Consider the following 26,217-nt stretch of genomic DNA (forward strand, 5'->3'; position numbering starts at 1 on the left):
GTGTGGGGTGGGGTGTTGGTTTGCGGTGGTGATAGCGGGAGGGTCACACCCGGTCTCTTTCCGAACCCGGTCGTTAAGTCTCTTTGCGCCGATGGTACTGCCTCCATGGTGGGGGTGGGAGAGTAGGTTGCCGCCGCATTTTTTTTGGTGGGGGGTTCCGTTTCGGCGGAGCCCCCCATTTTTTATGCCCGAAACGAGTCCGTTCCCTTCGGAAACCGGGCAGACCGCCGTGGGCCCGCGCATTGTCCCGACACCAGCTGCGCCGGCTGGAGAGTCGGGCACATACGCCATGCTGGTCGACCATGAGATTCTCTACGGTGACGGGCCTCTTGGAAGAGGCCGTCGTCCTCTCCCCCACCGCGGCCGTGGCCGTCGCCCTCCTCGTTTGGATCAGGGCGCGCCGAGGTCGATCGTGGCGAGAAGCGCTAACCTGCAGCGTCGCCGACGTGCTGGCTGTGTGCGCGCTGCTGCCGATCGCTTCCCTTACTTTGTTGCGGCCTGGCAGCACGGGTGGCGTCGTGTTGGTCCCGTTCACCGACATGTTCGCCACCGGCGCGAGTCTCACGACCATGTACCAAAGCGGGGGCAACATCGCGCTGTTCGTTCCGCTGGGCGCTCTGCTGCCGCTGGCCTTCGGCCGCCGGGCGGCGGCGTTCGGGCGGGTGGCGGTGGTGGCCGCCGTACTGTCGGGCTGTGTGGAGGTCGTGCAGTATGCGCTGAGCATCGGGCACATCGCCTCGGTCGACGACGTGCTGCTCAACGTCTTTGGTGCGCTGCTCGGGGCGGCGCTGACTCGCCCTTTCTGGGGTCGGGTAGGCGAGGGCAGGCGGATCCGGGAGGAGTCTTCGGCGCCGGGGTAGAGCCCATCGGCGCTTCGGAAGCCGCTCGGGCCGGTCCGGACCGTGGGTCCGGGCCGGCACGGGAAAGGGCGGCTTGGTCGTGAGTCGAAGCCGGCGTCAGTCCGGCGCCTCGTCGAGGTCGCCGTTGCGGTCGGCCGCCTCTACCTCCTCGCGGGAAATGCCCAGCAGGTAGACGATGGTGTCCAAGTAGGGCACGTTCACAGCGGTGTCGGCCTGCTCGCGCACCACCGGCTTGGCGTTGAACGCCACCCCCAGTCCAGCGGCTTGGAGCATGTCCAGGTCGTTGGCTCCGTCGCCGATGGCCACGGTCTGGTTCAGGGGGACCTCCGCCTCGCGGGCGAAGCGGCGCAGGGCCTCGGCCTTGCCCTTGCGGTCGACGATGGGGCCCACCAGTTCGCCGGTGAACTTGCCGTCGACGATCTCCAAGGTGTTGGCCATCGAGTAGTCGATCCCCAGGCGCTCCACCAGCGCGTCGGTGACCTGCGCGAAACCTCCGCTGACGATCGCGCACTCGTAGCCCAGCCGCTTGAGCGTGCGGATCAGCGTGCGGGCGCCCGGAGCGAGTACCAGCTGTTCGCGCACCGCGTCGACCGCGGAGGCGTCGAGCCCCTTGAGTAGGGCGACGCGGCGGCGCAGGGAGTCCTCGAAGTCGAGCTCGCCGCGCATGGCCTCCTCGGTTACGCGGGCGACCTCCTCGGCGCAGCCGGCGTGCTCGGCGAGGAGCTCGATCACCTCGCCCTGGATCAGCGTGGAGTCGACGTCCATGACGATCAGGTGCTTGGCGCGGCGGTGCAGGCCGTTGGGCTGCAGCGCGACGTCGACACCCTGTGTCGCGGCCTCCATGGACAGATCGCCGCGCAGCCGCTCGGGTTCGGCGCCGGAGATGTCCAGCTCGATCGACGTGACGGGATAGCTCGCGAGCCGCTCGATGCGCTCGATGTTGGCTCCGGCGCGCGCGACGCAGGAGGCGATCGCGCCGAGGGCGCCGGGGCGCAGCGGGTCGGCCAGTACGGTCACATGCAGCTGTTCGGCGGACGCGGCGCCGACGCGGCCGTTGCCGTTGGAGAACTCGACGTCCATATCGAGGTCGATGCAGGTTTTGTCCACGGCGCTGCGGATTTCGGTGAATACGCGGTCGTGGCTCACTCCGGGGGCGACGCCGTCGTCGACGGAGAGTAGTGCGCTGAGAACGAGGCGGCCCCCCACGACGACCTGTTCGAGGTCGACGAGGATCACCGGGAACACGGACAGGGTGCTGAGCAACCGCGCGCTGACACCAGGGCGGTCGCGACCGGTCACCGTTACCAGGAGGGTGGTGTGATCATTCATGGCGCCAACCACGGTACTCGCCCGACTTTTCGGACAGCCGGGCAGGGGCACGCCCCGGTCGGCGGCGTTCATCACCCGGCCACTACCTGGACTGATGCGCGGTGCCCGGGGGTTACCGGTCCTTCTTGCGCTTGCGCTTGGGCCGCTTCGCCTTGACCTCCACGCCCCCCAGCATGCACGTACCCGTAAGCCTGATAACGGGATGATTCGGGTCGGTGACCGCGTCGGTTCCGTGGAGGCTGGTGCCGCCGAGGATTCCTGCTGTGTTGTTCACCACACGCACCCCGTGCGGGACGATGATCTCCAGTCCGCCCAGGACGACGGCGCACTGGATGGTGACCTCCCGCTGCGACAGCACGGCCTCGCGCAGGTCCAGCTCGACCCCGCCGCACAGCACTGAGACGTTGGTGCGCGGCTCGACCAGCCAGCGGCCCTTGCGCTCCGCGCCGCCGAACACCGCGACGATGTTCTCCCGGCCGACGCTCTGCGCCGCCATCCGCCGCGCCTCCTCGGTGGAGACGGACATCCCCGCGGCCGCCGCGTCGGGGTCGTCGGGGTCCCGCTGCGCGGGGAGATCGTGCGTGATTTCGGCCAGTTCGCCGACGGTCTTGGCCCGGTAGAGGGCGTCGATCCGCTCCTCGTGCTCGTTCTGCGTCAGCCGCCCTTCGGCGACCGCCTCGCGCAGCCGCTGTGACACGCGGTCGCGGTCGGCATCGGAGGCGCGGATGTGTTCGGGTTCCATGACGGGTGGCCGTCCCTCTGCTGTCTTCGTGTTCCGTGTTCCCCGGGAGGTTGCGGTCGCCGCTCAGTCGCGGCGGCGCTTGCGTTCGACCGCCTTGGGCTCCTTGGTCTTCACCTCGACCGCGGAGAGCCAGGACGAGCCCGTGATCACCACGGTAGGCGGGTTCGGCTCCGTTCCCGGCCCGGTGTCGGCGTTGACGGCGCCCAGCACGTCGCAGATGCGGTTGACGACGCGCACGCCCGGCGGCACGACGACCTCCAGCGAGCCCAGGACGAGGGCTGTCTGCACGGTCACCTCGCGCTGGGAGAGCACGGCCTCCCGCATGTCCAGCACGGCGCTGCCCAGCAGCACGGAGGCGTTGGTGCGCGGCTCGACCAGCCAGCGGCCCTTGCGCGTCGCCGTACCGAGCACCGCGCGGATGTTCTCGGTGCCGTCGGGCGAGCGCACCAGCCCGCTGTCGTCGCCGAGGTCGGCGGCCCCGGCAGGCAGGTCCGCGGTCAACGGGGAGAGCTCGCCCAGGGTCCGCGCCGCGTAGGCCGCGTCCATGCGCTCGGCGTGCTCCTCGTGGCTCAGCCGTCCCTCGCTCAGGGCGTCGGCGAGGGCGTCGGCGACGCGGTCGCGGTCGCGGTCGGCGTCGGAGGCCCGCAGGCCGGCGTGGGTCATGGCCGTGTCGTTCATGGTTCGAGTATCGGCGGGGGCAGGCGCCGGGGGGATCCGGTGCCGTCCCTGGCTTTCCCCTGATGTTCCGGGGCTAGCGGTGGGGGCGGCGCTCAGCCGGCGGCGGCGCCGTAGGCGGCCACGCGCGCCCTCCGCACGGCGCTGTCGAGGACCCGCAGCGCCTCGCGCCGGGACTGCATCTGGCCGGAGCTGAGTCCGCGGCCCTCGTCGTCGCCCGCCAGCCGGACCACGACCGCCAGCCGGTCGGCCTGGGCGGCCAGCCGATGGGCGCGCTGGGGGTGGCCCGGAGCCAGGCCGGGGGTGGGTGCGCGGTCGGCGTCGCGCAGGTCGGCCAGCGCCCGGGTGACCTCCGGTCCCCACGCGGAGATGTCGTCGACCTGGGTGAACAGCGTCGCCGACTCCCGGATGGCCGATTGGAGCCGGTGCTCGGCATCGGCCAGCGGTACGGGCTCGGGGTCGGCGTCGGCCGCGGGGTAGGGGGCCCATGAGACGCCGACGTAGGAGGACCCGCGCCGGTCCTCCTGCGGCACGAGTCCGATCTGGCCCCCTTCCAGGCGCACCAGTACGGCCTCGCGGGCGTCGATGGCGGCCCTGTTCAGCTCGGCCTCGCCCACCAGGCCCAGCGGATCGCCGGGGACGGGCAAACACAGCCGGAACGCGCTCAGCCCGTGGGAGCGCAGCCGGGCCAGCGAGGATCGCAGCGGTGCGCCCGACTCGAATGGCAGACCCTCGGCCGCGGAGCCGATCACGTGCGGACCGGTACCCCGCTCCACCGCGCTGACGGCGTCGTCGAGCCCGGCGCGGCCCGCCAGCCAGGCGTTGCCCCACGCGACGAGCTGTGCGGATGAGAGTTCTCGCAGCATCGGTTCAGCCTAGATCGGTGAGCGGACGATCGGCGACGTCCAGTAGGTTCGCTTCGGTGAGGTCCGCCGCCGCGCGGGCCTTCGACGCGCTGCAGAGCCGCGGCACTCCGGCGCGGCCGCACAGCGCTTGACGGGCGGCTTGATCCCAGTATGACGACGGAGAGTGCGATGAACGGCCAGGTGCTGCGCATGAGCGGCGTGACGGTGCGCCGCGGCGAGGCGGAACTGCTGCGCGAGGTGGAGTGGACCGTCGAGGAGGACGAGCGCTGGGCGGTGCTGGGCCCCAACGGCGCCGGCAAGACGTCGCTGCTGAGTGTCGCCGCCGCGCAGCTGGCCCCCGACTCCGGCGCCGCGCAGGTCCTCGGCGAGGACCTCGCCGAAGCCGACACGACCGAGATGCGCAGCCTTGTGGGGTTCGCGAGTTCCGCACTGGCCAACCGCGTCCCGGACGCGACGCCGGTGCTCGACCTGGTCATCAGTGCCGCCTACGGCTACGTGGGGCGCTTCGGCGAGGAGTACGGCACCGTCGACTACGGCCGCGGGCGCGCGCTGCTGTCGCGCTGGGGCGTTTCCCACCTGGCCGAGCGGCGCTTCGGCACGCTCTCCGAGGGAGAGCGCAAGCGGGTGCTGATCGCCCGGGCGCTGATGGCCGACCCGGAGCTGCTGCTGCTGGACGAGCCGGCCGCCGGGCTCGATCTGGGCGGCCGCGAGGACCTGCTGGGGCGGTTGGGTGTGCTGGCCGGCGACATCGACGCACCGGCGCTGGTGGTCGTCTCGCACCACGTGGAGGAGATTCCGCCGGGGTTCACCCACGTGCTGATGATGCGGGAGGGGGCGGTGACGGCCGCCGGGCCCGTGGAGTACGCGATGACCGGCGAGAACCTGAGCGAGACGTTCGGGCTGGAGCTGAAGGTGGAGCGCGACGGCGAGCGGTGGAGTGCCCGCGCGGTGTGAAGCCGGGACCGCGCGGCCGCTGGGCGTCGGCCGGAGCCACTATCGGGCGGGTGCATTCGGGCGGGCCCCGGCGGCCGAGGAGGGGCCGCGCAAGTTCCCGTGACCCTGGACTGCTGCAAGGTGCAGACACAAACCCCCGCATCCGGCTGGCCGTAATCAATGCCGTTGTCCGCATGCGGCCAGCTCATACCGGTTTGGTGCGAGGTCATCGGGCTTCTGCGGGGACGAGCGGGCGCATCCGTCTTATGATCGCCGCGTGCGCCGGTGGCTGCCTCCTCCGCGCGCACCGGTCGCCGTGCACCACACGCCGTGCTCCGGCGGCTGCGCAGTGACCCAGTGACCGCCTGTGTCCCCTCGACAGGAGAGCCGGAGCCGCCCGATGGGAACCATCGTCATCATCCTGCTGGTCTTCGTCGCCGTTCTGGCTGTGATCGGCTGGCGCAGCGTCCGCATCGTCCCCCAGGCCATGGCCGACGTCGTGGAGCGGTTCGGCGGCTATCACCGCACGCTCAGCTCGGGATTCAACATCGTGGTCCCCTTCGTCGACCACGTCCGCGAGCGCATCGACCTGCGCGTCCAGGTGGTCAGCTTCCCGCCGCAGGCCGCCATCACCCAGGACAACCTCTCGGTCAACGTCGACACCGCGGTCTACGTGCGGGTAACCGACCCCTACAACGCCACCTACAAGGTCGCCAGCTTCATCCAGGCGGTCGAGCAGTTGGCGTCGGCGACGCTGCGCAACGTGGTCGGCGGCATGGATCTGGAGCAGACGCTGACCTCGCGGGACGAGATCAACCGCGAACTGCGCGCCGTCCTGGACGAGGCCACGGCGGAATGGGGCATCGAGGTCAGCCGTGTCGAGTTGAAGGCCATCGAACCCCCGGAGTCGGTGCAGGAGGCGATGGAGAAGCAGATGCGCGCCGACCGCGACAAGCGCGCGGAGATCCTCAGCGCCGAGGGACAGAAGCAGTCGGCCATTCTGCGGGCCGAGGGAGAGCAGTCGGCCGCCGTGCTCAGCGCCCAGGGCGCGGCCGATGCGGAGAAGGTGCGCGCCAAGGCCGAGGCCGAGGCGATGACGGTGCGCGCCCGCGGCGAGGCCGACGCGATCACCATGGTCGCCAAGGCGCTGAAGACGGGCGGCGTCAGCCAGGAGGTCCTGGCCTACGAGTACCTGCAGAAGCTGCCGGAGATCGCCCGCGGCGACGCCAACAAGGTGTGGATCGTGCCCAGCGAGATGGGCCGGGCACTGGAGGGGATCGGCGAGGTGTTCGAGCGCGTGCGCGACACCGCCGAGGAGCCGTCGGAGACCTCTCCTTCCTCGCCCGACTCCAACGGGACGCTGACCAGGCACCCGCTGCAGGGCTGACACGCCCCCGCGGCGGCGGGCGTCCGTGCCCGCCGCCGCAGCGGCTGTCTGCCCCGCAGCGGCCTTCGAGCGGCCGCGGGGCGTCTTCTCGAAGATGCACCGCGCCGCGGAGGACGCGGCGGGGCGGCGCTTACCGCTCGGCCTCGCCGGAGACCTGCGCGGCGAGCGGGGTGTCGTGGAGCCGGCCTTCCCCTGCCGTCTCCGTGTTCTCCCGCTCGTAGCGCGCCCGTGCGGCCGTGAGCAGGTCCCACCACGAGGTGACGTCCGGCCGGCGCCGCAGCAGGGCCCGGCGCTCGCGTTCGGTCATCCCTCCCCAGACCCCGAACTCGATGCGGTCGTCCAAGGCTTCCGCCAGGCACTCGGTGCGCACCGGGCAGCCCCGGCAGATCAGCTTCGCGCGGTTCTGCGCTGCACCCTGGACGAACAGTGCGTCGGGGTCGACCTCGCGACACAGTGCACGGGTCCTCATTTCAGCTGTCCACATGTTGCCCCACTCCCAAGATCAGCATGTGTGTTGTGTGCGCCGGCGGGCGCGGTCGCCGGCGGGGGACGGCGGGGAACGGACACCGGCCGGAAGCGATTCCGCTCGCTGGTCCGGACAGGGGGTCGGCTCTTCGCGGCGGACCGGGGTTTCGGCGCGCTGTGTCTTTCCTCACCGCTGAGGACGAAACTACGGACCGGCGGAGATTGTCGACAGGCCCCATTGGGCCCATTTCTGATATAGCCCGAGTGGGCCATAGCCAACAGGGCGCACAGCCGCAACACCGGCGGTCGCCGCGCCGACACCGGGAGGCATCCGCCCAGGGAACGGCCCGGCGTCCGGCCGAGGGGGCGGGGGCGATCCGCTTGCGCGGTGTGACGCACCGCGCTCCGCCCTCATGCGCGCCTGGGACGACAACCACGTAGACTGTATGCAGTGGACGCGCGTTCGGCCAGGTCAGCGGCCCGGTGCTGCGCTCCACACGGCGTGCGGAGCCTGCAGTGCGCTCCCGTCGATACGCGCGAACCCGTTGCGAAGGGTGTCCATGAGTGTGTGGGAGGCGCTCGCCGTTCTGCTGGCGGGCATCGGCGCCGGCGGCATCAACGCGGTCGTCGGCTCCGGAACCCTGTTCACCTTCCCCGTGCTGCTGGCCTTCGGCTACCCGCCGGTGACCGCGTCCATCTCCAACAGCATCGGCCTGGCGCCCGGTACACTCACCGGAACCATCGGCTACCGCCGCGAGTTGCGCGGCCAGGGCAGGCGCCTGCTGCGGCTGGCGGCGATGTCCTGCCTGGGCGCGCTGACCGGCGGGGTGCTGCTGCTCAACCTGCCTTCGGAGGTTTTCGAGAGCGTCGTCCCCGTGCTCATCGGGCTGGCCTGTGTGCTCATCATCGTCCAGCCCCGTCTCTCCCGCCGGCTGCGTGAGCGTCGGCGCCGCGCCCCGGGCCGCGGACCGCTGCTGCCGCTGGGCGTCTACGCCGCCGGGACCTACGGCGGGTACTTCGCCGCCGCTCAGGGGATCGTGCTGATCAGTGTGCTCGGCACCGCGCTGGACGAGGACATGCAGCGCATCAACGCGCTGAAGAACGCGCTCGCCGCCGTGGTCAACGGCACCGCGGCCGTCTTCTACATCACCTTCGGCTCACCGTCCTGGCCGGTGGCGGCGCTGATCGCGGCCGGGTCGACCATCGGCGGCTACACCGGCGCGCGGCTCGGCCGCAAGCTCAAGCCGTTCGCACTGCGCGGGCTGATCGTGGCGGTCGGACTCACCGCGGCCGTTCAACTCGTGCTCGACCGCTTCTGATGCGCAGACCCGGGCGTCCGGGACCCCGGCGGTCCCTTAGGAAAGGCGCGGCCGCCAGGGGGCGGGGAACCCTCCGGGAGATCCTGAGACCGTTTCCCACCGGGCCGGTCAGCCCGGGAGAGTCCGCGCAGGGTTCCTCCGCCCATTCGAAGATCAGGACTCAGCCGACCGCCAGGTACCCGCGGCGCTCGGCGTCCTCGATCAGCGCCACGGCGTAGGAACCGAGCGCCTCCGATCCCTCCGCGATGATCTTCACCTTCTCGGCCACCTGGGAGCGCGTGACCCCGTGGCGCACCCACGTGCCACCCTCGGTGTGCCAGTTGGCCAGCATCGGCGCGAGGCGGTCGATGGCCTTGGCGAAGCGGGCCTCGGCGGTGCCGCGCGCCTCGAACTCCTCCCACAGGGCCCGCGTGCTTCGGGCCTGGTCCTCCGGCAGCAGCGCGAAGATGCGGTCGGCCGCGGCGCGCTCCCGCTCGGACTGCGAGTCGGCCTGCCCGGGGTCGTAGATGAACGTGTCGCCGGCGTCGATCTCGACGATGTCGTGCAGGACCAGCATCTCCACCACCCGGTCGATGTCGGTGCCCGCCGGGGCGTACTCGGCGAACACGCGCGCGGCCAGGGCCAGGTGCCAGGAGTGCTCGGCGTCGTTCTCGCGGCGCGAGCCGTCCACGAGCATGTTGCGCCGCAGGATGCGCTTCAGTTTGTCGGTTTCCAGGATGAACCGGAGCTGGGACGTGAGCCGTTCGTGATCGACGCCGCTGGCGAACACCGGTGCCGGTTCCGTCACGTAAGCCGCCCTCCTAGGAACAATGGATCGTCACGATGAAACCAGGGACTACCCGACCGCCCATGGGGATGATCCCATGCAACGGCGGCCGACTGACGCCGGAGCGTCTGACTCCGTCCATCCCGGCCGCCGCTGGGATGATTCCATGCAACGGCGGCTGACTGACGCCGGAGCGTCTGATATTGGAGGCGGCATGGAGCGGCGAATGAACGCACGGCCACGGCTTGTCGTCATCGGCGGCGACGCGGCGGGAATGAGCGCCGCATCGCAGGCCCGGCGGCAGCGCGGCACCGAGGATCTGGAGATCCTCGCCCTGGAGCGCGGACCCCACACATCCTACTCGGCATGCGGTATCCCCTATCTGGTCGGCAGAACCGTATCGAGTTCCGACGACCTCGTCTCGCGCGACCCCGCCACATTCCGCGACGAATTCGGTATCGACGTGCGCACCGGGACCGACGTCGAGGCGATCGACCTCGCCCGCCGCACGGTCACGGCCCGCGGCTCGGACGGCGAGGCGCGCGAAGAGCCGTTCGACCAACTCATGATCGCCACCGGCGCGGTCCCGGTGCGTCCCGACCTGCCCGGCATGGACGCACCGGGCGTGTTCGGCGTGCAGACCCTCTCCGACGGGATCGCCGTGCGCGAGTTCGTCGACAACGAGAAACCCGAGACCGCGGTCGTGGTCGGCGGCGGCTACATCGGGCTGGAGATGGCCGAGGCGTTCGTGCAGCGGGGCATGCGGGTGCACCTGGTGGAGGCGGCGGACGAGCCCATGGGCACCCTCGACCGCGACATGGGACGCATCGTCCGCGACGCCGTGGCCGGGATGGGCGTGGAGGTGCACATGCGCGAACCGGTCACCGGCATCGAGACGGCGCCGGGGGGCCGGGTGCGCGCCGTGGCCACCGAGAGCACACGGTATGCGGCCGACATCGTCGTACTGGGGATGGGCGTGCGGCCCAACAGCGATCTGGCGCGCGCCGCGGGGATCGAGGTGGGCCCCACCGGGGGTATCGCGGTCGACGCGCGGATGCGCACCTCGGCCGAAGGGGTGTGGGCCGCGGGCGACTGCGTGCAGAGCCTGCACCGGGTCTCCACCGCGCCCGTGGCGATCGCGCTGGGCACCCACGCCAACAAGCAGGGCCGCGTCGCGGGCACCAACATCGGCGGCGGCTACGCCCGCTTCGGCGGTGTGCTCGGGACGGCGATCAGCAAGGTGTGCGGGCTGGAGGTGGCGCGCACCGGGCTGAACGAGACCGAGGCCGAGCGCGCCGGCTTCGAGTTCGAGACCGAGGTCCTGAAGTCCACGACACGGGCCGGCTACTACCCCGGCGCCACCGAGATGACGACGAAGATCCTGGCCGAGCGGCGGTCCCGGCGGTTGCTCGGCGCGCAGATCGTGGGCTGGGAGAATGCCGCCAAGCGCATCGACGTGCTGGCCACGGCCTTGTGGAACAGCATGTCTGTCGAGGACATCGCGGCCATGGACCTCGGCTACGCGCCGCCGTTCTCGCCGGTGTGGGACCCGGTGCTGATCACCGCGCGCAAGCTGGCCGAGCGGATGTGAGCACACCCGGCCCGGCCGCGCGGCCGGGCCGGGTGTGCTCAGCGCAGCCGCACCGTCGGCTCGGTGGGCGACGCCGCGGCCAGGTGGGTGTGGAACCACTCGACCAGTGCGCGGTCGGCCAGGACGTTGCCGGGCGCCGGCGGTCCCGGCTGCAGTCCGGGCTCGGGGCCCATGGTGTGGGCGAGGTCGGGCACCTCGATGTGGCGCAGAGCCTCGGCGGGGTAGTTCTCGGCGAGCGCGTCGTGCAGGGCACGGCCGCTCTCCGGGGCGACGACGTCGTCCTGTTGGCCGCTGACGACCAGCAGCGGCGGCTGGGGGCGGCGCGCGGCGATGTCGTTCGCGCGGGCGGTGAAGTCGAGCCAGGCGGCGACTTCGCGGGAGGTGTCGTTCCAGGCGTAGGGGATGCCCAGGCGCCGCTCACGGGCCGCCAGCACCGCCCGCGGGTCGATGACGGGGTTGACCACGCCGGCCGCCGAGATCGGCAGTCGGCTCTCGATCAGGGCGAGCAGCGCAGCCGCGCCGCCCGCGCCCACGCCCATCAGGCCCACGTGGGAGTCGGCCACGGGGAACTGCTCGCGAAGGTCGGCCGCCGCCCGCGACAGCTCGGCCGCGGCCTGCTCGACGACGGGCCCGTAAAGCTCGATCAGGTAGTCCGACTGGCCGCGGCGGTTGACCTCGGCGACGCCGCCTTCGGGCAGGCGCGCGCCGAACATCGGCAGGCCCAGGTAGAACCGCCAGGCGGGCAGGGACGCCAGCGGCAGGGTGCCGGCCAGCGCGGTCTCGCTGCGCGGCGGCTCGAACGCGTGCAGCGCGATGATCATCGGGGCCGGGTCGGCGGCGACCGCGGGCGGGATGGCGAGGTAGGGGATGCCGGCGGCGGTGCCGGTGGTCGGCAGGGCGGGGGTGGCAGGGGTGGCGGAGGCACTGTCTGCTCGCACTGAAGGCTCCTCCCGTATTCGGACGCCGAAAGCCGTCGTGGCGATCTGGACCGACCTCATTCGTGCTGAGCGTGTATGTTGCAGCCTAATTCAGCCGAAGTGGTGGCCGAGGTAGTTCCGTACCAGCAGCTTCGCCTCCTCGATCAGGCGCGGATCGCCCTCGGCGTCGCTGCGGAACGCCAGTTTGAGGACCGCGTCGGCGGCCTCGACGGCCACCAGGACCGCCCGGTCGAGTTCCTCACTCTCACCGGCACCGCCGACCGAGGTGAGCAGTTGGCGGACCCGGGTGGCGATCACCCGGTTGTTGTCCGCTCCGGAGTCGAGCAGCCGGGTGTCGACGACGTCGCCGAAGTGCAGGCTGCGGAAGCCGGGGACGGTGCGGTGCATCGCCAGGTACTCGTCGATGATGGCATCGGCCGCCTGGGTCCAGTGCTCGCGGTCGCCCTCGGCGAGGCGCTCGCGCACCCGTGCGGTGAACAGGTCGACATAGCGCAGCCCGAGTGCCTGGGTGATGGCCCGCTTGTCCGGGAAGAACTGGTAGACCGAGCCGATGGCCACGCCCGCGCGTTCGGCGATGCGGGTGGTGGACAGGGCGCTGTAGCCGGCCTCGTCGAGCAGTTCGGCGCAGGCGTCGAGCATGCGCTGCACGCGGACCATGCTGCGGTGCTGGGCCGGGAGCCTGCGCAGCGGGGCGTGGGCGAGGGAGGAGCCGGCGGTCGGCGGGGTTCGGCCGTCTCCGGCGGGTCGGCCGCCTTCGTTTCGCCCGTCGCCTCCCGGCGGCGGTGGCGCGCAGGTCGCGCCGCGTGTGGAAGTCTTCATCACGCCCCCTCTGACTCGGCCCCGTGCTCGCACGGTTCCCATTCAATGCCGACGGCGGGACCGTGATCGGCCGTCTGACCGCATACGGCCACCTCCCGAGCGGCCGCGGCGGCGAGTCGGGAGGCCGCCGCGGCCGCCGCGGCGCGGGGCGTCGGTACGGGTGCGGTGCGGCGAATCGGCACCGATTGCGGTGGGGCCGCCTTGGAGTGCGGCCGGTACCTGACTAGCGTCACCGGAATGGAACTCCCCGCACTCGCCTCCGACGTCGAGGCGTTCATCCGAGAACTCCCCAAAGTCGAACTCCACGTGCACCTGGAAGGCTCCATGCAGCCGGCGACGCTGCTGGAGCTGGCCCGCAAGCACGGGGTCTCCGGTGTCCCCGCATCCCTGGACGAGGTCCGCGACTGGTACGCCTTCCGTGATTTCCCGCACTTCATCGAGGTGTACCTGGCCTCGGTGCACACCCTCGTCGACGAAGAGGACTTCGCCCTGCTGGCCGCGGACGTCGCCGCCCGGCTGGCTGCGCAGAACGTGCGCTACGCCGAGGTCTGCGTGAGCCTCTACGCCCATCTGATGCGCGGTGTGTCCGCCCGCACCGTCTTCGCGGGCATCGAGTCGGCGCGCGTGGAGGCCGAGCGCCGGCACGGCATCCGGCTGCGCTGGATCCCCGACTTCCCCGGCGACTACGGGGTGCACACCGGCGAGCAGACCCTGGACGCGGTGCTGGCCGAGGGGCCCGACAGCGTCGTCGGGTTCGGCGTCGGCGGGGTCGAGGTGCCCTTCGGCCCGATGACCGAGCTGTTCGCGCGCGCCCGGGCGGCGGGGCTGCGCAGCCTGCCGCACGCGGGGGAGATCGGCGGGCCGGAGCGGGTGCGCGAGGCGCTGGACCTGCTGCGGGCCGAGCGCATCGGTCACGGCATCGACAGCATGCGCGATCCCGAGCTCGTCGCGCGTCTGCGCGAGGAGCGAGTGCCGCTGGACGTCGCGCCGACCTCCAACCTGCGCACCGGCGCCGTCGGCGATATCTGGGAGCACCCGCTGCCGCGGATGCTGGAGGCGGGCCTGCTGGTGACGCTGAACAGCGACGACCCGCCGATGTTCGGCACCGACCTGACCAACGAGTACCGCACGGCCGCACAGCTGGGGCTGGGCGCCCAGGGGCTGGCGGGGCTGGCCCGCAACGGGGTGGCGGCCTCCTACCTGGAGGATCCGGTCAAGGAGGTGCTGATCGAGGAGATCGACACGGTGCTGGCCGGCCACGTCCACACGCTGTAGGGGCGCGGGGCGGCCGGCGGCCGGGCCGGGGGCCGCGTTCCTGCGGAGCCCGGCCCGGCCGCCGGAACCGGGGCCGCGGTGGGTCGGAACGCCTCAGCCGGCCTCGACGGAGTCCTCTTCGCCGTCCTGCTCGCCGGAGGGCGTCGGGGTCAGCTGGACGCCGCCGCACTGGGAGCGGTAGCCCTCCCAGGTCGCGCGCGCGTTCTCGGCCGCCGTCCCCTCGTAGAGCACGGGCACGCCGCCCTGGATCCGGCCCGGCTGCCACTTGTCTCCGACCACCTCGCCGTTCTGGAACGTGAGCTCGAGGACGCCGGTCTGGGCGGTGGGGCCGCTGTAGTTGTAGAAGGCGAAGTTGCCCAGCCCGTAGTGGACGTAGGAGCCGCCCAGGTAGCCGCCGGGGGAGAGCACGTGGGCGTGCCCGCCGACGACCGCGTCGGATCCGGCGTCGACCAGGGCCTGGGCCAGGCCGGGCGCGTGCGGCTTGGGGCAGTGGTCGCCCTCCAGGCCCCAGTGCAGGTAGGTGATGACGGTGTCGGCCTGCTCGGCGGCCGCCGAAACCGCCTCGACCAGCCGGCTCTGCATCTCGAACTTGGACGAGGCGAGTCCGGGCTTGTCCGGTCCCGCCGTCCAAGCGGGGATGAGGTTGTCGTTGAGCACGTCGGTGGCGCCGATGACCGCCACCTTGCCGCCTTCGGTGTCGAAGATGTGCGGCGCGTACGCCTCCTCGGCATTCTGGCCGGCGCCCACGACGGGGAATCCGGCCTCCTCGGCGTTGGCCAGGGTGTCCTGCAGGCCGTCGGCGCTGTAGTCCATGCCGTGGTTGTTGGCGACCGTGGCCACGTCGACTCCGGCCGAGTCCAGCGCGGTGTAGGCGCTCGCCGGTGCACGGAACAGGAACTGCTTGCCGGGTGCGGGCGTGCCGCCGCCGGTGACGGCGGTCTCCAGGTTCACCACCGAGAGGTCGGCGGCCGAGAGCGTCTCGGAGATCTGCCCGAGGGCGGTGGCGGGGTCGGCCTCCAGGCGCTGTGCCAGCACTCCCTCGAAGTGCACGTCGCCGCCGATGGCGACGGTGATGGGTGCGCGGTCCTCGGGTGTCGGCGAGGGCGAGGCGCTTTCGGAGGGCGATTCGCCGCCGGCGGCCTGTCCGGTCTCCTCGGGCTCGGCGGAGCCCCCCGAGGAGCAGGAGGCCAGCACGGCGAGCACGGCCAACGCGGCGCCGGCGCGCAGCGATGGGAGGAAGTAACGGGTCGGGGTGGAGGAGTCGTGGGTCATCGAAGCTCCAGTAGGAGGCAAGAGCGGTAGTGCGGGGGTGGGGGTGCCGTCACGGAGCGGGCGTGACCAGCGGGCCGATTCCTCGTCGGGAGAACGGAGCCAAGGGTGAGGATACGGGCCTCAGGCTGCGCGGCCATAGGTGGCGCGCGCATCGGTTCGACTACGGTTCGTGTCTAGATGATTGCCGGGCCGACCGCGCCGCATCGGTGTGGACCTGACCGTTTCGCGGAGTTCCAGGTCAACGGAGGTCCAGGAGATTTTCTAGATTGGATCGTTTTCTTGAGTAGTTCCAGTTTGTGTCTTAGAGTGAGGGCATGGACAACGTCGCCGACGCTCTCCGCTCGGCCGGACTACGGGTCACCGCGGCACGGGTGGCCATCCTGGCGCAGGTCCGGTCCGGCAACCACCTCGACGCCGAGCGCATCGCGCGCGGGGTGCGGGGTGCGCTCGGCCACGTCTCGACCCAGGCCGTCTACGACGGGCTGCACGCGCTGACCAACGCGGGTCTGCTCCGGCGGATCGAGCCGGCCGGATCTCCCGCGCGCTTCGAGTCCCGGGTCGGGGACAACCACCACCACCTGGTCTGCCGCGCCTGCGGCGAGGTCACCGACATCGACTGCGTCGTGGGTGAGGCCCCCTGTGTGGAGCCGTCGAGCACCCACGGCTACGCGATCGACGAGGCCGAGGTGGTGTTCTGGGGCGTCTGTCCGCAATGCCAGGCGCAGGGTGCGGGCTCCGGCGTCGGGCCGCTCGCGCGGGAGAGGGGCGGGCACTGACCCCCGTCCACCGCAGGCCGGCCGCCGCCGCGGATGGCACCGCAGAACCCGGCCCCGCGCCGATCCACGAGGCCGCTTTGAGCATTTTCGAAAGGTGCGAGCAGTGAGCGTTCCCTACAGCACGGACGACGCCGGTCATCCGGCGCCCAGCGACGGACTTTCGCAGTCGGTAGGCCCCAACGGGCCGCTGCTGCTGCAGGACCACTTCCTGATTCAGAAGATGGCCCACTTCAACCGCGAGCGCGTCCCCGAGCGCGTCGTCCATGCCAAGGGCGGGGGCGCCTTCGGCGAGCTGGAGATCACCGAGGACGTCAGCCGGTACACCAAGGCCGACCTGTTCCAGAAGGGCAAGAAGACCCCGCTGCTGCTGCGCTTCTCCACCGTGGCCGGTGAGCTGGGCAGCGCCGACAGCGCCCGCGACCCCCGCGGGTTCGCCATCAAGTTCTACACCGAGCACGGCAACTACGACCTGGTCGGCAACAACACGCCGATCTTCTTCATCCGCGACCCCTCGAAGTTCTCCGACTTCATCCACTCGCAGAAGCGCCGCGCCGACAACCAGCTGCGCGACCACAACATGCAGTGGGACTTCTGGACGCTGAACCCCGAGTCGGCCCACCAGGTGTCGTTCCTGATGACCGACCGCGGTACGCCCAAGACCTGGCGCCACATGAACGGCTACGGCAGCCACACGTTCCTCTGGTACAACGCCGACGGCGAGAAGTTCTGGGTGAAGTACCACTTCAAGACGGACCAGGGGATCGAGAACCTCTCCGCCGACGCCGCCAAGGCGCTGGAGGCCGACGACCCCGACGCCCACCGGCGCGACCTGTGGGAGAGCATCGAGCAGGGCGAGCACCCGAGCTGGACCGTCAAGGTTCAGGTCATGCCTTTCGACGACGCCGTCAACTACCGGATCAACCCGTTCGACCTCACGAAGGTGTGGCCGCACGGCGACTACCCCGAGATCACCGTCGGGAAGATGACGCTGAACCGGAACCCGCAGAACTACTTCGCCGAGATCGAGCAGGCCGCGTTCGAGCCCTCCAACCTGGTTCCCGGCATCGGCGGCAGCCCGGACAAGATGCTGCAGGGGCGGCTGTTCTCCTACCCCGACACCCACCGCTACCGCATCGGGCCGAACTACCTGCAGCTGCCGGTCAACCAGCCCAAGGTCGCGACCCGCAGCTACAACTTCGACGGGCCGATGGCCTACGCGAACAACCAGGACCCGGTGTACGCGCCCAACACGGCGGGCGGCGCGGTCTCGGCCAACGAGCTCTACGAGGGTGACTCCTACCACGTCTCCGGCGAGATCACCCGCTCGGCCTACGAGCTGCACAAGGAGGACGACGACTTCAGCCAGCCGCGTGCGCTGTGGGAGCAGATCCTCACCGAGTCCGAGCGCGCCAGCATGGTGAGCAACATCGTCGGGCACGCCTCGGCCCCCTCGGTCACCGACGACATGAAGAAGCGCGTGGTCGAGTACTGGACCAACGTCCACCCCGACCTCGGCGCCGGCGTGGCCAAGGGCCTGGGCGTGCAGTCCTGAGCCCGCCACCGCGGCGGCCGCTGCGCTGACCGGCTCGGGGACGGTGGCGACACCGTTCCCCCGTCCGGTGGCAGAGCCCGGCCCCGGGCGCGGCACGGGTGACACCGCACGGTGTCGCCCGGGTCCGCGCCCGGGGCCTTGTGCTGTGCGGCGCCCGGCACGGCGTGTCCGGAGCGGACCGCGGCGTTCGGGCGCGGTTCGTGCGGATTGCGGAGTACGGCCCGGTATCTGCCTTTCGCGTCGTTGTCTGTTAAGCCGGTGAAGTCGGCGGAATTGTCTATTCCGGTGGGTGTGCGTGCATTGTGGGGCGGCGCGTCGGCTCTTTCGTGCTCTGCGTTCTCCATCGCCTCTTGTCTGATTTCACCGCATTCCGCGTGCGTTCCGACTCGTTTCCGCTGCGCGTCGACGGACATTTGGTGGGCGTATCGGCCTGCTCGTAGGCTTGATTTCGGGCCTTTGAACAGCCGCTACTTCACTGTGTAGTGGCTCGTGTACATAGTGATTTCCGGTATGGCCGGTTTTTTGAAAAAACCCCGGCCCACCGGACGGGCGACTGCTAGCGTTGTCGGGCAACGGCGCGCAGAGAAACGCTCCACGCCTTTCGTGGAGCCGCGCCGTACGGCGGCCATCGATTCGCAGGCGCATCAAGCGTGCGTCCCGCGGATGGCGCCATCGAACCCTGTTGTCCTTTTCGGGTCGGCGGTTCACTACCCCGCCTTAGGTGACGCCTCGCCCCCGATCGAACGCATTCTCGTGTTCGCGTCAGCGAAAGGTCATGCCTGAACATGCGCAAGCACCTCTACACGTCCGTGTCCGTCTCACTGTTGACCGCCGGTCTGGTCGGCGCGGCCCCGGCGATCGCCTACGCCGGGCCGCAGACCGACGGCTCGGGCGGGATCGCCAGCGGCAACCAGGTCAACGTGCCGGCCGACGTCGAGGCCGAGCTCTGCGGCAACGCCCTCGCCGTCCTGGGCATCTCGAAAGCCGACTGCACCCGCGTCTCGAAGGTGCTCTACGCATCGAGTGAGGAGGGCCAGGCGTCGCCGCAGACCGACGGTTCCGGCGGGATCGCCAGCGGCAACCAGATCAACATCCCCGTCGACGCCGCGCTGGACATCTGCGGCAATTCCACCGCCGTGGGCGGGATCGCCGCGGCCGAATGCAAGACCGTGGTGAAGAAGCTGGCCCAGGAGTCCGAGGACGAGGGCTCGCCGCAGACCGACGGTTCCGGCGGGATCGCCAGCGGCAACCAGATCAACATCCCGATCGACGTGGCCCTCGACGTGTGCGGCAACTCCATCGCGGTGCTGGGTGCCTCCAAGTCCGAGTGCACCACCGTGGTGAACGTCATCGAGAAGTCGCCCGACAACGGGGGCGATTCAGGGGCGCAGACCGACGGCTCCGGCGGAGTCGCCGCCGGCAACCAGGTCGACGTTCCGGTCGACGCCGCCGCCGACATCTGCGGCAACGCGGTCTCGGTGCTGGGTATCGCCAAGGGCGAGTGCCTGGAGACGATCTCCCACGGCGAAAAGCCGGGCGACGACGGCGACAAGCCCGAGAAGCCCGAGGAGGAAGAGCCCGGCGACGACAACGACAAGCCGGAGAACCCCGACGAGGACAAGCCGGGCGACAAGGAGTCCCCCACGCCCGAGCCCTCCACCCGGCCGAGCGGCGACAGCACGCCTGACACCAAGCCGGCGCCCGAGGACGGCGGTGACGACACCAGCGCGACCGGCGGGCTGCCGGTGACCGGCCCCGCTCTGGGCGGCATGGTCGCCGCGGCCGTCGCGGCCGTGGGCGGCGGAGGCGCCGCCATGTACTTCACCCGCCGCCGCAAGGCCGCCGCCGCTGCCGCCGAGGAGTCGACCGGCGCGGAGGGCTGACACGCGCCGATCCGCGCGGTCCCGTCCGCGCGGCCGACGGTGAACGGCTGCGCGCCGCCCCGCACCCGGTCCGGGGCGGCGCGCACCGCATGGTGGGAACGCCGGGTCGGCGGTCCAGCAGGGCCGCCGACCCGGCGTTCCCATGTGCTCGGGCCGGTACTCGGCGCGAGGGCGGCGGCTCCGCCGGAGTCGCCGTGCAGGCGCGTGTCGCAGCAGGTGGGCAAGCCCCACCCGCTGAGGACGGGTGCCGCGGTTCCTATAGCCTCGAAAACGTGCTCCGTGTCCTGCTGTCGCCGCGCATGCTGGCGTTCCACGCGCTGGTGGCGCTCGTCGTGCCCTCGTTCATCTGGCTGGGGTTCTGGCAGCTGGGCCGCTGGGAGGAGAAGTCCGCGGCGGTCGGACTCCAGGAGTCGAACATGGCCGCCGACCCCGTCCCGGTCGAGCGGCTCACCGGCCCGGGCGAGGAGGTCTCCGCCGACGAGCGGTGGCGGCCCGTAACGGCGACCGGGCGCTACGACACCGAGCACGAGTTGGTCGTACGCAACCGCAGCGGCGAAGCGGGTGTCGGCATGCACGTGCTGACACCCCTGGTCACCGACGACGGGACGGCCCTGCTGGTCAACCGCGGCTGGATCGAGCAGCCGCCCACGGCCACCAGCCGCCCCGACGTCCCGCCGCCCCCGCAGGGCCGGGTCGCGGTCACCGGGCGCCTGCAGTACAGCGAGACCGAGGAGAACACCGGCATCCGGGTGCGCGGCGGCCTGCCCGAGGACCAGATCATGCTGGTCGACGTGGACCGGATCGCTGAGAATCTGCCCTACCCCGTCTACGGCGGCTACGCCGAGCTTACCGAGCAGCGCCCGCAGCGCGCCGACCACCCGGACCCCGTCTCGCCGCCCGAGTTCAACACGGGCATGAACCTCTCGTATGCGGTGCAGTGGTGGGTCTTCACCGTGGTCGCCGTCGGCGGCTGGATCTTCTTCATGCGCCGCGAGGTCGCCGACGCGCGCAGCGGAGGGGACGGATCCGCCCCGGGAGGCGGCGAAGATCCGGTCGGCGGCCCCTCGGCCGACGGGCACCCCGCGGCGTCGAGCGCGCCGGGACAGCAGCCGGAGCAGCACCGCGCACCCGAAACCGGACCGGAGCGGCGGGAACCGCAGCACACCGACACCCGGATCTGACAGCGTCACCGGGTGCCGTGCGGGTTGTCCACGGCATAGCGCCAGACACCGTCGTCGCAGCTCCGGACATTTAATGATGACCGAGTCCGGTGCCGTCGGGGGCCATGGGAAATCGGGGAAAGCCGGGAGGCGGCTCGGGTGCGCTGGGCGGCCTTGTGGCCTGCCGGGCGGCGGGCTGTCTGCGGGGAACAGCGGAGGCGACGGTGGCAGCCGGGCCGGGCCTTTGCCCATCGGGCCGGGTGCTCGCCGGTGGCGGCGGGGCGGCTCGGGTGCGCTGGGCGGCCTTGTTGGTCTGCCGGGTGGCGGGTCCCCTGACGGAGAACAGCGGGCACCAAGGACAGCGCAGGGTTCGGTCCGCGGTCGACGGTTCGCGTGCTCGCCGGTGGCGCGCCCGACGAGGGGCGGCGGCGTCGGATGGCCGCACGGGGATCCGCGTGTCCGTTGTGCCGCAGGGCGGTACGCAACCGGGCAAAACCCCCGAACCCGGTCGGGGTGGCGCCCGAAGGCGCACCGAGTCTGTCCGTGGGGCTGGATTCGGCGCCGAATCCAGCCCCACAGACAGACTCGGCGGGATCGGTAGCCACCTATTGCAGGGTTTCTACCAGACAGTGGCCGGAATCCGGTGAAAACCGCGCATTAGATGCGCCGACCGGTCCCCGGAGGACCGAGCGTCGCCCCCCGCTGCCCCGGGCTACCCCCGAGCCCCCGACTCGTCGACCGTGGGCCGAGGCCCTCCGGCGTTTTCGCCGCCGCTTTTCCGTAAGACCACCCGCCGCCCGGCAGGCCGACAAGGCCGCCCAGCGAACCCGAGCCGCCCCGCAACGCGCGCCACCGGCAAGTCCCCGACTCGTCGACCGCAGACCCCGGCCCGCCGCCCTCGGTGCCCGCTGTTCCCCGTCAGGAGACTCGTCGTCCGGCAGGCCGACAAGGCCGCCCAGCGAAACGGAGCCGCCCCGCCGCCCCAGCTCACTCTCTCGGCACACGGAATGCAGGAAAACGGCGCAGTACTTAGGACGCGGCCGCCTGCCTACGTTCGTGGAGGCGCCCGAAGCGCACGGCTGAAAGGATGGCCGCCATGATCGACGACGTGGGCGCCCCCGACATCCACCGCGTGACCCGGCGTTCGGCGGGGCCGGACGAGAGCGCGCATGCCAACCGCGTGTGGTGGGAGCACGCCGCGGACGAGTACCAGGCCGAGCACGGCTCCTTCCTGCGCGACACCGGTTTCGTGTGGGGGCCCGAGGGGGTCGAGGAGGCCGATCTCGGGCTGCTCGGTCCGGTGGAGGAGCTGCGCGGCGCGCGGGTGCTGGAGTTGGGGTGCGGCGCCGGGCAGTGTTCGCGGTGGCTGCGGGCGCAAGGCGTGGCGCAGGTGGTGGGGATCGACGTCTCCCGCCGCCAACTGCAGCACGCCCGCCGGATCGACGAGGAGACCGGCCTGCGGGTGCCGGCCACGCAGGCCGACGTACAGCGTCTGCCGTTCGCCTCCGGCGCCTTCGACCTGGTGTGCTCGGCCTTCGGCGGGCTGCCGTTCGTCCCCGACGCCCGGGCCGCGCTGGCCGAGGCCGCGCGGGTACTGCGTCCGGGCGGGCGGCTGGTGTTCTCGGTGAGCCACCCGATGCGCTGGTGCTTCCCGGACGACCCCGGCGAACGCGGTCTCACCGCCGAGCAGTCCTACTTCGACCGCCGCGCCTACGTCGAGGAGAACGGCGCCGGCAGCGCGGTCTACGTCGAGCACCACCACACCTTCGGTGATTGGATCCGCGCGATCGCGGGAGCCGGGCTCGTGCTGCACGACCTGGCCGAGCCGGAGTGGCCCGAGCACAACCCCGAGACATGGGGCGGCTGGAGCCCGCTTCGCGGCCGCCTGTTCCCGGGCACGGCGGTCTTCTCAGCCGCCAAGCCGTAAGGCCCGCCGCTACTGTGGGAATCGCATTGCCGCACCTGGGAAAGCGGATTAATCTAATCGGCGTTCGGGCCGCTGCGATCGCTCGGACAACCTTGACCGCGTTGAGAAGGGCTCGCCGCGTTGAGCGCACCCGACCCCGCCCGGCTCCACCCGACCACGCGTTCGGACCTGGACAACGTCGTTTTTCTACGCAATCAGGTGACCTCGGAGTTCATCGAGGTCGGGGAGTTCACTTACTACGACGACGAGGGAACGCGCGGACCCTTCGAGTCTGCGAACGTGCTCTACAACTACGGAACGCAGCGTCTGGTGATTGGCAGGTTCTGCGCGATCGGTCCGGGCGTGCGGTTCGTGATGCCCGCCGGTCAGCACCCGATGGCCGGGCCCTCCACCTTTCCGTTCACCATGTTCGGCGGCTCCTGGACCGATAACACGCTGGACACGTTCCTGGCCATTCCCAGCAACGGCGACACCGTTGTGGGCAACGACGTGTGGTTCGGACGTGAGGCGGCCGTATTGCCGGGGGTTTCGGTCGGCGACGGCGCCGTGATCGCCGCTTACAGCGTCGTGGCCTCCGATGTCGAGCCCTACACAGTGGTCGGGGGAAATCCGGCGCAGCCGATCCGGGTCCGCTACGGGCCCGAGGATGTTCGACTACTCCGGGAAGCCCGGTGGTGGGACTGGCCGGTCGAGCTGATCACCCGCCACGCCGCGGAGATCATGGGCGGAACTCCCGCGCGGCTCGCCGAGATCGCGGCCGAGCTGCGAGGCCAGTGACCCGCCCGTCCTGAATGCGGGCGGGCCGGTGCAAGGCGCTCTCAACCTCCGGATCGGCCCAGGAGGCGTTCGGTGGTGGCGCGCAGGGCCGCGGAGTCGATCCCGGTGTCGGCGAGTACCCGGCTCGCGGTCGTCTCCGGTACGCGCAGCACGCCCAGCAGGACGTGTCCGCCGGTTATCGTGGCGTCGCCGGTTGAGACGGTCTCCCGCAGCGACTGCTCCAGGGTCTGCTTGGCCCGCTTGGAGAAGGGGATGTGGCCGCCGTCGGTGCGCAGTATCCGGCGCAGCAGTCCGCGTTTGCGGGTTCGGCCCTCTTCGCCGCCTCCTCCGGTCGCGACGCCTGCGGGCTCCCTCTCGGCGACCGGTGCCGGGGACAGCCGCACCACCGTGTCGCGCAGCGCGTCGGCGACAGCGCCGTGCTCGCGCAGCGCCCGGCTGCCGGTGCCGGTGTCCTCGGTGAGCAGTGCGAGCAGCAGGTGCTCGGTGCCGATGTGGTGGTGGCCGAGAGTGCGGGCCTCCTGCTGGGCCAGGATGACGACCTGCCGTGCGTCCTTGCTGAATCGCTCGAACATCTCCGGGTCTGCTCCCTTCGCCGCGGTGTGCGGGCGCCGCCGCCCCCACGCAATTGTCAACTTATGTTGACTACCACGCCTTGTCAACTGAAGTTGATCATGGTCGACCTCGGGCGGACGCCCCGTCGAGGTACTCGCCGACCCCCTCCAGCGACGCGACGGCCGCCACGGCCCGGTCGACATCGGCCGGTGTCGTGGAGAGGTGGAAGCAGAACCGCACCCGACCGGCCCGCTCGGAGACGACGACGTCGTCCCGAGCAAGCCGCTCCGCAGTCCCGGGCGGCAGTTCGACGGAGACGATCGCCGATTCGCCGGGAGCCAGACCCAGCCCGGAGCGAAACCGCGCGGCCAGCGCGAGATCGTGCCGGTGCACCGCCTCGACTCCGACCTCCGCCAGAAACGCGAGCGCCGGCGCCTGTCCCGCCCACGCGGGCCAGATCGGCGCGAGGTCCAGCCGTCGTGCGTCAAAGGCCAGGCGCAGCGGTCCGCCGTAGACCGAGTCCCAGATGTCGGCACCGGCGTACCACCCCGCCGCCAGCGGCGGCAGATCGGCCAGCGCCGCGGGCTTGCCGGCCAGAAAGCACGTGCCGCGCGGCGCGAGCAGCCACTTATGACCGTCGGCGACGAGATAGTCGATGCGCTCGGCCGGCAGCGGCAGCCAGCCGGCCGCCTGGGTGGCGTCGACCAGCGTCCGCGCGCCGTGGGCCGCGGCCGCCGCGGTGATCTCCTCCAACGGTGCGACGGCCCCATCGGCCGACTGCACGGCCGAGACCGCGACCAGATCGGTGCCCGGCCGCACGGCAGCGGCCACCTCGTCCAGCGGAACCAGGCGCACCCGCACGCCGCGCTCCTCGGCGGCGAGCAGCGGGAACAGCAGCGAGGTGAAGTCGCCCTCGGCCGCGACCACCTCGGCGCCGTCGGGAAGTGCGGCGGCGACCAGGCCGACGAACTGCGACACGTGCGAACCCGTCGAGACGCGGTCGCGACTGAGGCCGAGCAGATCGGCGAATGCCGAGCGCGACGCGTCGACGGCGGCGTCCATGGCGCCGAGGTCCAGCCGTCCGGCCGCGCGGTCGTGTTCGGCGCGCAACGCGGCCTCGTGGGCCGCGAGCGGTGGCAGACCGTATGTGCCGGTGTTCAGGAAGGCGGTCGCGGTACCGGCGGTGGCGAAGTGCTCGGCGACGTGGGCAGGCAGTAGGCCCCCGGATGCGGCGGGTGCGTCAGGCGCCGGGTGTGCGGCGGTGTGGCGGTGGGCGTCGTCGGTGTCCATGCCTCGATCCTGCTGTGCCGCCGCACTAAGGACAATCAGAGGTGTTCCGCACAATCCCCAGAAACAGTTGATACCTTGCTGCGGTGCTCGAACTCCACCGGTTGCGCGTGCTGCGCGAGGTCGCCCGCCTCGGCTCGATGAGCGCGGCCGCGGCGTCGCTGTCCTACAGTCAGCCCGCCATCTCGCACCACGTCGCGCGGCTGGAGGCCGAAGCCGGTACCCCGCTGGTGGTCCGGCACGCCCGCGGCGTCCGGCTCACTGAGGCGGGCCGGGTGCTGGTCGAGCACGCCGACAGCGCGCTGGCGGCGCTCGCCGAGGCCGACGAGAAGGTCGCCGCGATCGCCGGACTGCGCACCGGTCGGGTCCGCCTGGCCGCCTTCCCCACCGCCGTGTCGGGCTTCGTGCCCGAGGCGCTGGCCGCCCTGCGCCGCCGCGCGGGCGGAGTGCGGGTGGCGCTGACGGAGGCCGAACCCGCCGCGGCGCTGGCGGCGCTGCGCGCGGGCGAGGCCGACATCGCCGTCGCCTTCGACTACGCCGAGACGCCGGGGAGCGACGACGTCCGGCTGCGCCGCATCCCGCTGATGCGCGACCGCGTGGTGCTCGCCGTCCCGGACGGGCACCCGGCCGCGGCGGCCGAACGGGTGCGCCTGGGCGAGTTGGCCGACGCGGCCTGGGCCTCAGGCTGCGACCGGTGCCGCGGCCACCTGGAGCTGTGCTGTCGCGCGACCGGGTTCGAGCCCAACATCGACTTCGCCACCGACCAGTACGTGGCCGTGCAGCGGCTCGTCGCCTGCGGGCTGGCGGTCTCGGCGCTCCCGGAGCTGGCGTTCGCCTGCCACAGCGAGGCGGGCGTCATCCGGCGCGCGCTGCCGGAGCTGGGTTCGCGCGGCATCTACGCCGCGGTGTCGGCGGGACCGCAGCCGCCCGCCGTCGCGGCGATGCTGGACGAGCTCGCCGCCGCCGCGGGCGCGGTCGAGCCGGCGGAGCCCGCAGGCCGGGCCGCCGGGCCGACCGTGCCCGCCGCGCCGGTCGCGGCACGCGGCGCCGCGCCCGGCTGAGCGCG

At 71.6% G+C, this 26,217-nt stretch carries 24 protein-coding genes, 1 rRNA gene and 1 pseudogene; 14 read left to right on the plus strand and 12 right to left on the minus strand.

The window, feature by feature from the left end:
* Positions 1 to 21 precede the first annotated feature (21 nt).
* Positions 22 to 139, plus strand: a 5S ribosomal RNA gene (gene rrf / locus EKD16_RS00880).
* Between the two features lie 379 nt (positions 140 to 518).
* Positions 519 to 860, plus strand: coding sequence for a VanZ family protein (locus tag EKD16_RS25150; RefSeq protein WP_165498465.1), 342 nt, complete (start codon positions 519 to 521; stop codon positions 858 to 860).
* 96 nt (positions 861 to 956) lie between these two features.
* On the opposite strand, the gene serB is transcribed toward EKD16_RS25150, so the two are convergent.
* The 4 genes from serB to EKD16_RS00905 all read right to left on the minus strand — a co-directional run bounded on the left by serB (position 957) and on the right by EKD16_RS00905 (position 4,472).
* Entirely contained in the window at positions 957 to 2,189 is a 1,233-nt protein-coding gene (serB, locus tag EKD16_RS00890) for a phosphoserine phosphatase SerB (RefSeq protein WP_131096618.1), read from the minus strand.
* A 112-nt stretch (positions 2,190 to 2,301) separates the two neighbouring features.
* The gene (locus EKD16_RS00895; protein ID WP_131096619.1) at positions 2,302 to 2,931 is read right to left on the minus strand and encodes a DUF1707 SHOCT-like domain-containing protein; all 630 of its coding nucleotides are present in this window, start codon (positions 2,929 to 2,931) and stop codon (positions 2,302 to 2,304) included.
* Positions 2,932 to 2,994: 63 nt separating this feature from the next.
* The gene (locus EKD16_RS00900; RefSeq protein ID WP_131096620.1) at positions 2,995 to 3,609 is read right to left on the minus strand and encodes a DUF1707 SHOCT-like domain-containing protein; all 615 of its coding nucleotides are present in this window, start codon (positions 3,607 to 3,609) and stop codon (positions 2,995 to 2,997) included.
* Positions 3,610 to 3,701: 92 nt separating this feature from the next.
* Positions 3,702 to 4,472: a hypothetical protein gene (locus EKD16_RS00905; RefSeq protein WP_131096621.1), complete on the minus strand. Its 771-nt coding sequence runs from the start codon at positions 4,470 to 4,472 to the stop codon at positions 3,702 to 3,704.
* Positions 4,473 to 4,640: 168 nt separating this feature from the next.
* Here EKD16_RS00905 and EKD16_RS00910 point away from each other — a divergent pair, with 168 nt between their 5' ends.
* Together EKD16_RS00910 and EKD16_RS00915 are read left to right on the plus strand one after the other, a co-directional pair.
* On the plus strand, positions 4,641 to 5,426 hold the full coding sequence (locus EKD16_RS00910; RefSeq protein WP_131101864.1) for an ABC transporter ATP-binding protein: 786 nt from the start codon (positions 4,641 to 4,643) through the stop codon (positions 5,424 to 5,426).
* Positions 5,427 to 5,805: 379 nt separating this feature from the next.
* On the plus strand, positions 5,806 to 6,792 hold the full coding sequence (locus EKD16_RS00915) for an SPFH domain-containing protein (protein ID WP_131096622.1): 987 nt from the start codon (positions 5,806 to 5,808) through the stop codon (positions 6,790 to 6,792).
* Positions 6,793 to 6,922: 130 nt separating this feature from the next.
* On the opposite strand, the gene EKD16_RS00920 is transcribed toward EKD16_RS00915, so the two are convergent.
* Positions 6,923 to 7,276 (minus strand): WhiB family transcriptional regulator, encoded by a 354-nt coding sequence (locus tag EKD16_RS00920; RefSeq protein WP_131096623.1) that lies wholly within the window; start codon positions 7,274 to 7,276, stop codon positions 6,923 to 6,925.
* Positions 7,277 to 7,817: 541 nt separating this feature from the next.
* Between EKD16_RS00920 and EKD16_RS00925 the strand changes: the two genes are divergently transcribed.
* A complete protein-coding gene (locus tag EKD16_RS00925; protein WP_131096624.1) occupies positions 7,818 to 8,576 on the plus strand; it encodes a sulfite exporter TauE/SafE family protein in 759 nt (252 codons plus the stop codon).
* Positions 8,577 to 8,736: 160 nt separating this feature from the next.
* Here the strand turns inward: EKD16_RS00925 and EKD16_RS00930 are convergent, their stop codons facing one another.
* A complete protein-coding gene (locus EKD16_RS00930) occupies positions 8,737 to 9,363 on the minus strand; it encodes an HD domain-containing protein (protein WP_165498466.1) in 627 nt (208 codons plus the stop codon).
* A gap of 205 nt (positions 9,364 to 9,568) precedes the next feature.
* Here EKD16_RS00930 and EKD16_RS00935 point away from each other — a divergent pair, with 205 nt between their 5' ends.
* Positions 9,569 to 10,933: an FAD-dependent oxidoreductase gene (locus EKD16_RS00935; protein ID WP_242677178.1), complete on the plus strand. Its 1,365-nt coding sequence runs from the start codon at positions 9,569 to 9,571 to the stop codon at positions 10,931 to 10,933.
* Positions 10,934 to 10,971: 38 nt separating this feature from the next.
* On the opposite strand, the gene EKD16_RS00940 is transcribed toward EKD16_RS00935, so the two are convergent.
* Complete coding sequence (locus EKD16_RS00940; RefSeq protein WP_242677179.1) at positions 10,972 to 11,871, minus strand: prolyl oligopeptidase family serine peptidase; 900 nt, start codon at positions 11,869 to 11,871, stop codon at positions 10,972 to 10,974.
* A gap of 90 nt (positions 11,872 to 11,961) precedes the next feature.
* A complete protein-coding gene (locus tag EKD16_RS00945) occupies positions 11,962 to 12,528 on the minus strand; it encodes a TetR/AcrR family transcriptional regulator (RefSeq protein WP_131101868.1) in 567 nt (188 codons plus the stop codon).
* A gap of 399 nt (positions 12,529 to 12,927) precedes the next feature.
* Between EKD16_RS00945 and add the strand changes: the two genes are divergently transcribed.
* The gene (gene add, locus EKD16_RS00950) at positions 12,928 to 13,965 is read left to right on the plus strand and encodes an adenosine deaminase (protein ID WP_131096627.1); all 1,038 of its coding nucleotides are present in this window, start codon (positions 12,928 to 12,930) and stop codon (positions 13,963 to 13,965) included.
* A 93-nt stretch (positions 13,966 to 14,058) separates the two neighbouring features.
* On the opposite strand, the gene EKD16_RS00955 is transcribed toward add, so the two are convergent.
* Positions 14,059 to 15,237 carry a CapA family protein gene (locus EKD16_RS00955; protein WP_131096628.1) on the minus strand — a complete coding sequence of 393 codons (1,179 nt, stop codon included), beginning with the start codon at positions 15,235 to 15,237 and terminating at the stop codon, positions 14,059 to 14,061.
* A gap of 314 nt (positions 15,238 to 15,551) precedes the next feature.
* Here EKD16_RS00955 and EKD16_RS00960 point away from each other — a divergent pair, with 314 nt between their 5' ends.
* The 6 genes from EKD16_RS00960 (at position 15,552) to EKD16_RS00985 (ending at position 23,312) form a co-directional block, all read left to right on the plus strand.
* Positions 15,552 to 16,013, plus strand: coding sequence for a Fur family transcriptional regulator (locus EKD16_RS00960; protein WP_131096629.1), 462 nt, complete (start codon positions 15,552 to 15,554; stop codon positions 16,011 to 16,013).
* 103 nt (positions 16,014 to 16,116) lie between these two features.
* Entirely contained in the window at positions 16,117 to 17,565 is a 1,449-nt protein-coding gene (locus EKD16_RS00965; protein ID WP_131096630.1) for a catalase, read from the plus strand.
* Between the two features lie 785 nt (positions 17,566 to 18,350).
* Complete coding sequence (locus EKD16_RS00970) at positions 18,351 to 19,448, plus strand: chaplin (protein WP_131096631.1); 1,098 nt, start codon at positions 18,351 to 18,353, stop codon at positions 19,446 to 19,448.
* A gap of 272 nt (positions 19,449 to 19,720) precedes the next feature.
* Positions 19,721 to 20,629, plus strand: a complete 909-nt coding sequence (locus EKD16_RS00975; protein WP_278248913.1) for an SURF1 family cytochrome oxidase biogenesis protein — start codon at positions 19,721 to 19,723, stop codon at positions 20,627 to 20,629.
* 1,075 nt (positions 20,630 to 21,704) lie between these two features.
* Positions 21,705 to 22,535: a class I SAM-dependent methyltransferase gene (locus EKD16_RS00980; RefSeq protein ID WP_131096632.1), complete on the plus strand. Its 831-nt coding sequence runs from the start codon at positions 21,705 to 21,707 to the stop codon at positions 22,533 to 22,535.
* Between the two features lie 120 nt (positions 22,536 to 22,655).
* Complete coding sequence (locus EKD16_RS00985; protein ID WP_131096633.1) at positions 22,656 to 23,312, plus strand: CatB-related O-acetyltransferase; 657 nt, start codon at positions 22,656 to 22,658, stop codon at positions 23,310 to 23,312.
* Between the two features lie 41 nt (positions 23,313 to 23,353).
* On the opposite strand, the gene EKD16_RS26630 is transcribed toward EKD16_RS00985, so the two are convergent.
* From EKD16_RS26630 to EKD16_RS00995, 3 genes and pseudogenes are all read right to left on the minus strand, one after another.
* Positions 23,354 to 23,698, minus strand: a complete 345-nt coding sequence (locus tag EKD16_RS26630) for a Clp protease N-terminal domain-containing protein (RefSeq protein ID WP_449457409.1) — start codon at positions 23,696 to 23,698, stop codon at positions 23,354 to 23,356.
* A gap of 54 nt (positions 23,699 to 23,752) precedes the next feature.
* Positions 23,753 to 23,884 (minus strand): annotated as a pseudogene (locus tag EKD16_RS26635) (Clp protease N-terminal domain-containing protein); the annotation flags it as partial.
* 97 nt (positions 23,885 to 23,981) lie between these two features.
* Positions 23,982 to 25,154 carry an aminotransferase class V-fold PLP-dependent enzyme gene (locus tag EKD16_RS00995; protein WP_131096635.1) on the minus strand — a complete coding sequence of 391 codons (1,173 nt, stop codon included), beginning with the start codon at positions 25,152 to 25,154 and terminating at the stop codon, positions 23,982 to 23,984.
* An 83-nt stretch (positions 25,155 to 25,237) separates the two neighbouring features.
* Between EKD16_RS00995 and EKD16_RS01000 the strand changes: the two genes are divergently transcribed.
* The gene (locus EKD16_RS01000; protein WP_131096636.1) at positions 25,238 to 26,212 is read left to right on the plus strand and encodes a LysR family transcriptional regulator; all 975 of its coding nucleotides are present in this window, start codon (positions 25,238 to 25,240) and stop codon (positions 26,210 to 26,212) included.
* Positions 26,213 to 26,217 lie beyond the last annotated feature (5 nt).

The sequence above is a fragment of the Streptomonospora litoralis genome, assembly GCF_004323735.1.
Taxonomy (GTDB): Bacteria; Actinomycetota; Actinomycetes; order Streptosporangiales; family Streptosporangiaceae; genus Streptomonospora; species Streptomonospora litoralis.

What these genes read in the sequence shown, in the direction of transcription:
- EKD16_RS00945 (WP_131101868.1), bottom strand. Translation starts at nt 12,528, where the DNA reads ATGGTCCGCGTGCAGCGCATGCTCGACGCCTGCGCCGAACTGCTCGAC.
- EKD16_RS00955 (WP_131096628.1), bottom strand. Translation starts at nt 15,237, where the DNA reads ATGACCCACGACTCCTCCACCCCGACCCGTTACTTCCTCCCATCGCTG.
- EKD16_RS00915 (WP_131096622.1), top strand. Translation starts at nt 5,806, where the DNA reads ATGGGAACCATCGTCATCATCCTGCTGGTCTTCGTCGCCGTTCTGGCT.
- EKD16_RS00995 (WP_131096635.1), bottom strand. Translation starts at nt 25,154, where the DNA reads ATGGACACCGACGACGCCCACCGCCACACCGCCGCACACCCGGCGCCT.
- EKD16_RS00935 (WP_242677178.1), top strand. Translation starts at nt 9,569, where the DNA reads ATGAACGCACGGCCACGGCTTGTCGTCATCGGCGGCGACGCGGCGGGA.
- EKD16_RS00980 (WP_131096632.1), top strand. Translation starts at nt 21,705, where the DNA reads ATGATCGACGACGTGGGCGCCCCCGACATCCACCGCGTGACCCGGCGT.
- EKD16_RS00910 (WP_131101864.1), top strand. Translation starts at nt 4,641, where the DNA reads ATGAACGGCCAGGTGCTGCGCATGAGCGGCGTGACGGTGCGCCGCGGC.
- serB (WP_131096618.1), bottom strand. Translation starts at nt 2,189, where the DNA reads ATGAATGATCACACCACCCTCCTGGTAACGGTGACCGGTCGCGACCGC.
- add (WP_131096627.1), top strand. Translation starts at nt 12,928, where the DNA reads ATGGAACTCCCCGCACTCGCCTCCGACGTCGAGGCGTTCATCCGAGAA.
- EKD16_RS00895 (WP_131096619.1), bottom strand. Translation starts at nt 2,931, where the DNA reads ATGGAACCCGAACACATCCGCGCCTCCGATGCCGACCGCGACCGCGTG.
- EKD16_RS00960 (WP_131096629.1), top strand. Translation starts at nt 15,552, where the DNA reads ATGGACAACGTCGCCGACGCTCTCCGCTCGGCCGGACTACGGGTCACC.
- EKD16_RS00900 (WP_131096620.1), bottom strand. Translation starts at nt 3,609, where the DNA reads ATGAACGACACGGCCATGACCCACGCCGGCCTGCGGGCCTCCGACGCC.
- EKD16_RS00905 (WP_131096621.1), bottom strand. Translation starts at nt 4,472, where the DNA reads ATGCTGCGAGAACTCTCATCCGCACAGCTCGTCGCGTGGGGCAACGCC.
- EKD16_RS00970 (WP_131096631.1), top strand. Translation starts at nt 18,351, where the DNA reads ATGCGCAAGCACCTCTACACGTCCGTGTCCGTCTCACTGTTGACCGCC.
- EKD16_RS00920 (WP_131096623.1), bottom strand. Translation starts at nt 7,276, where the DNA reads ATGTGGACAGCTGAAATGAGGACCCGTGCACTGTGTCGCGAGGTCGAC.
- EKD16_RS00925 (WP_131096624.1), top strand. Translation starts at nt 7,818, where the DNA reads ATGAGTGTGTGGGAGGCGCTCGCCGTTCTGCTGGCGGGCATCGGCGCC.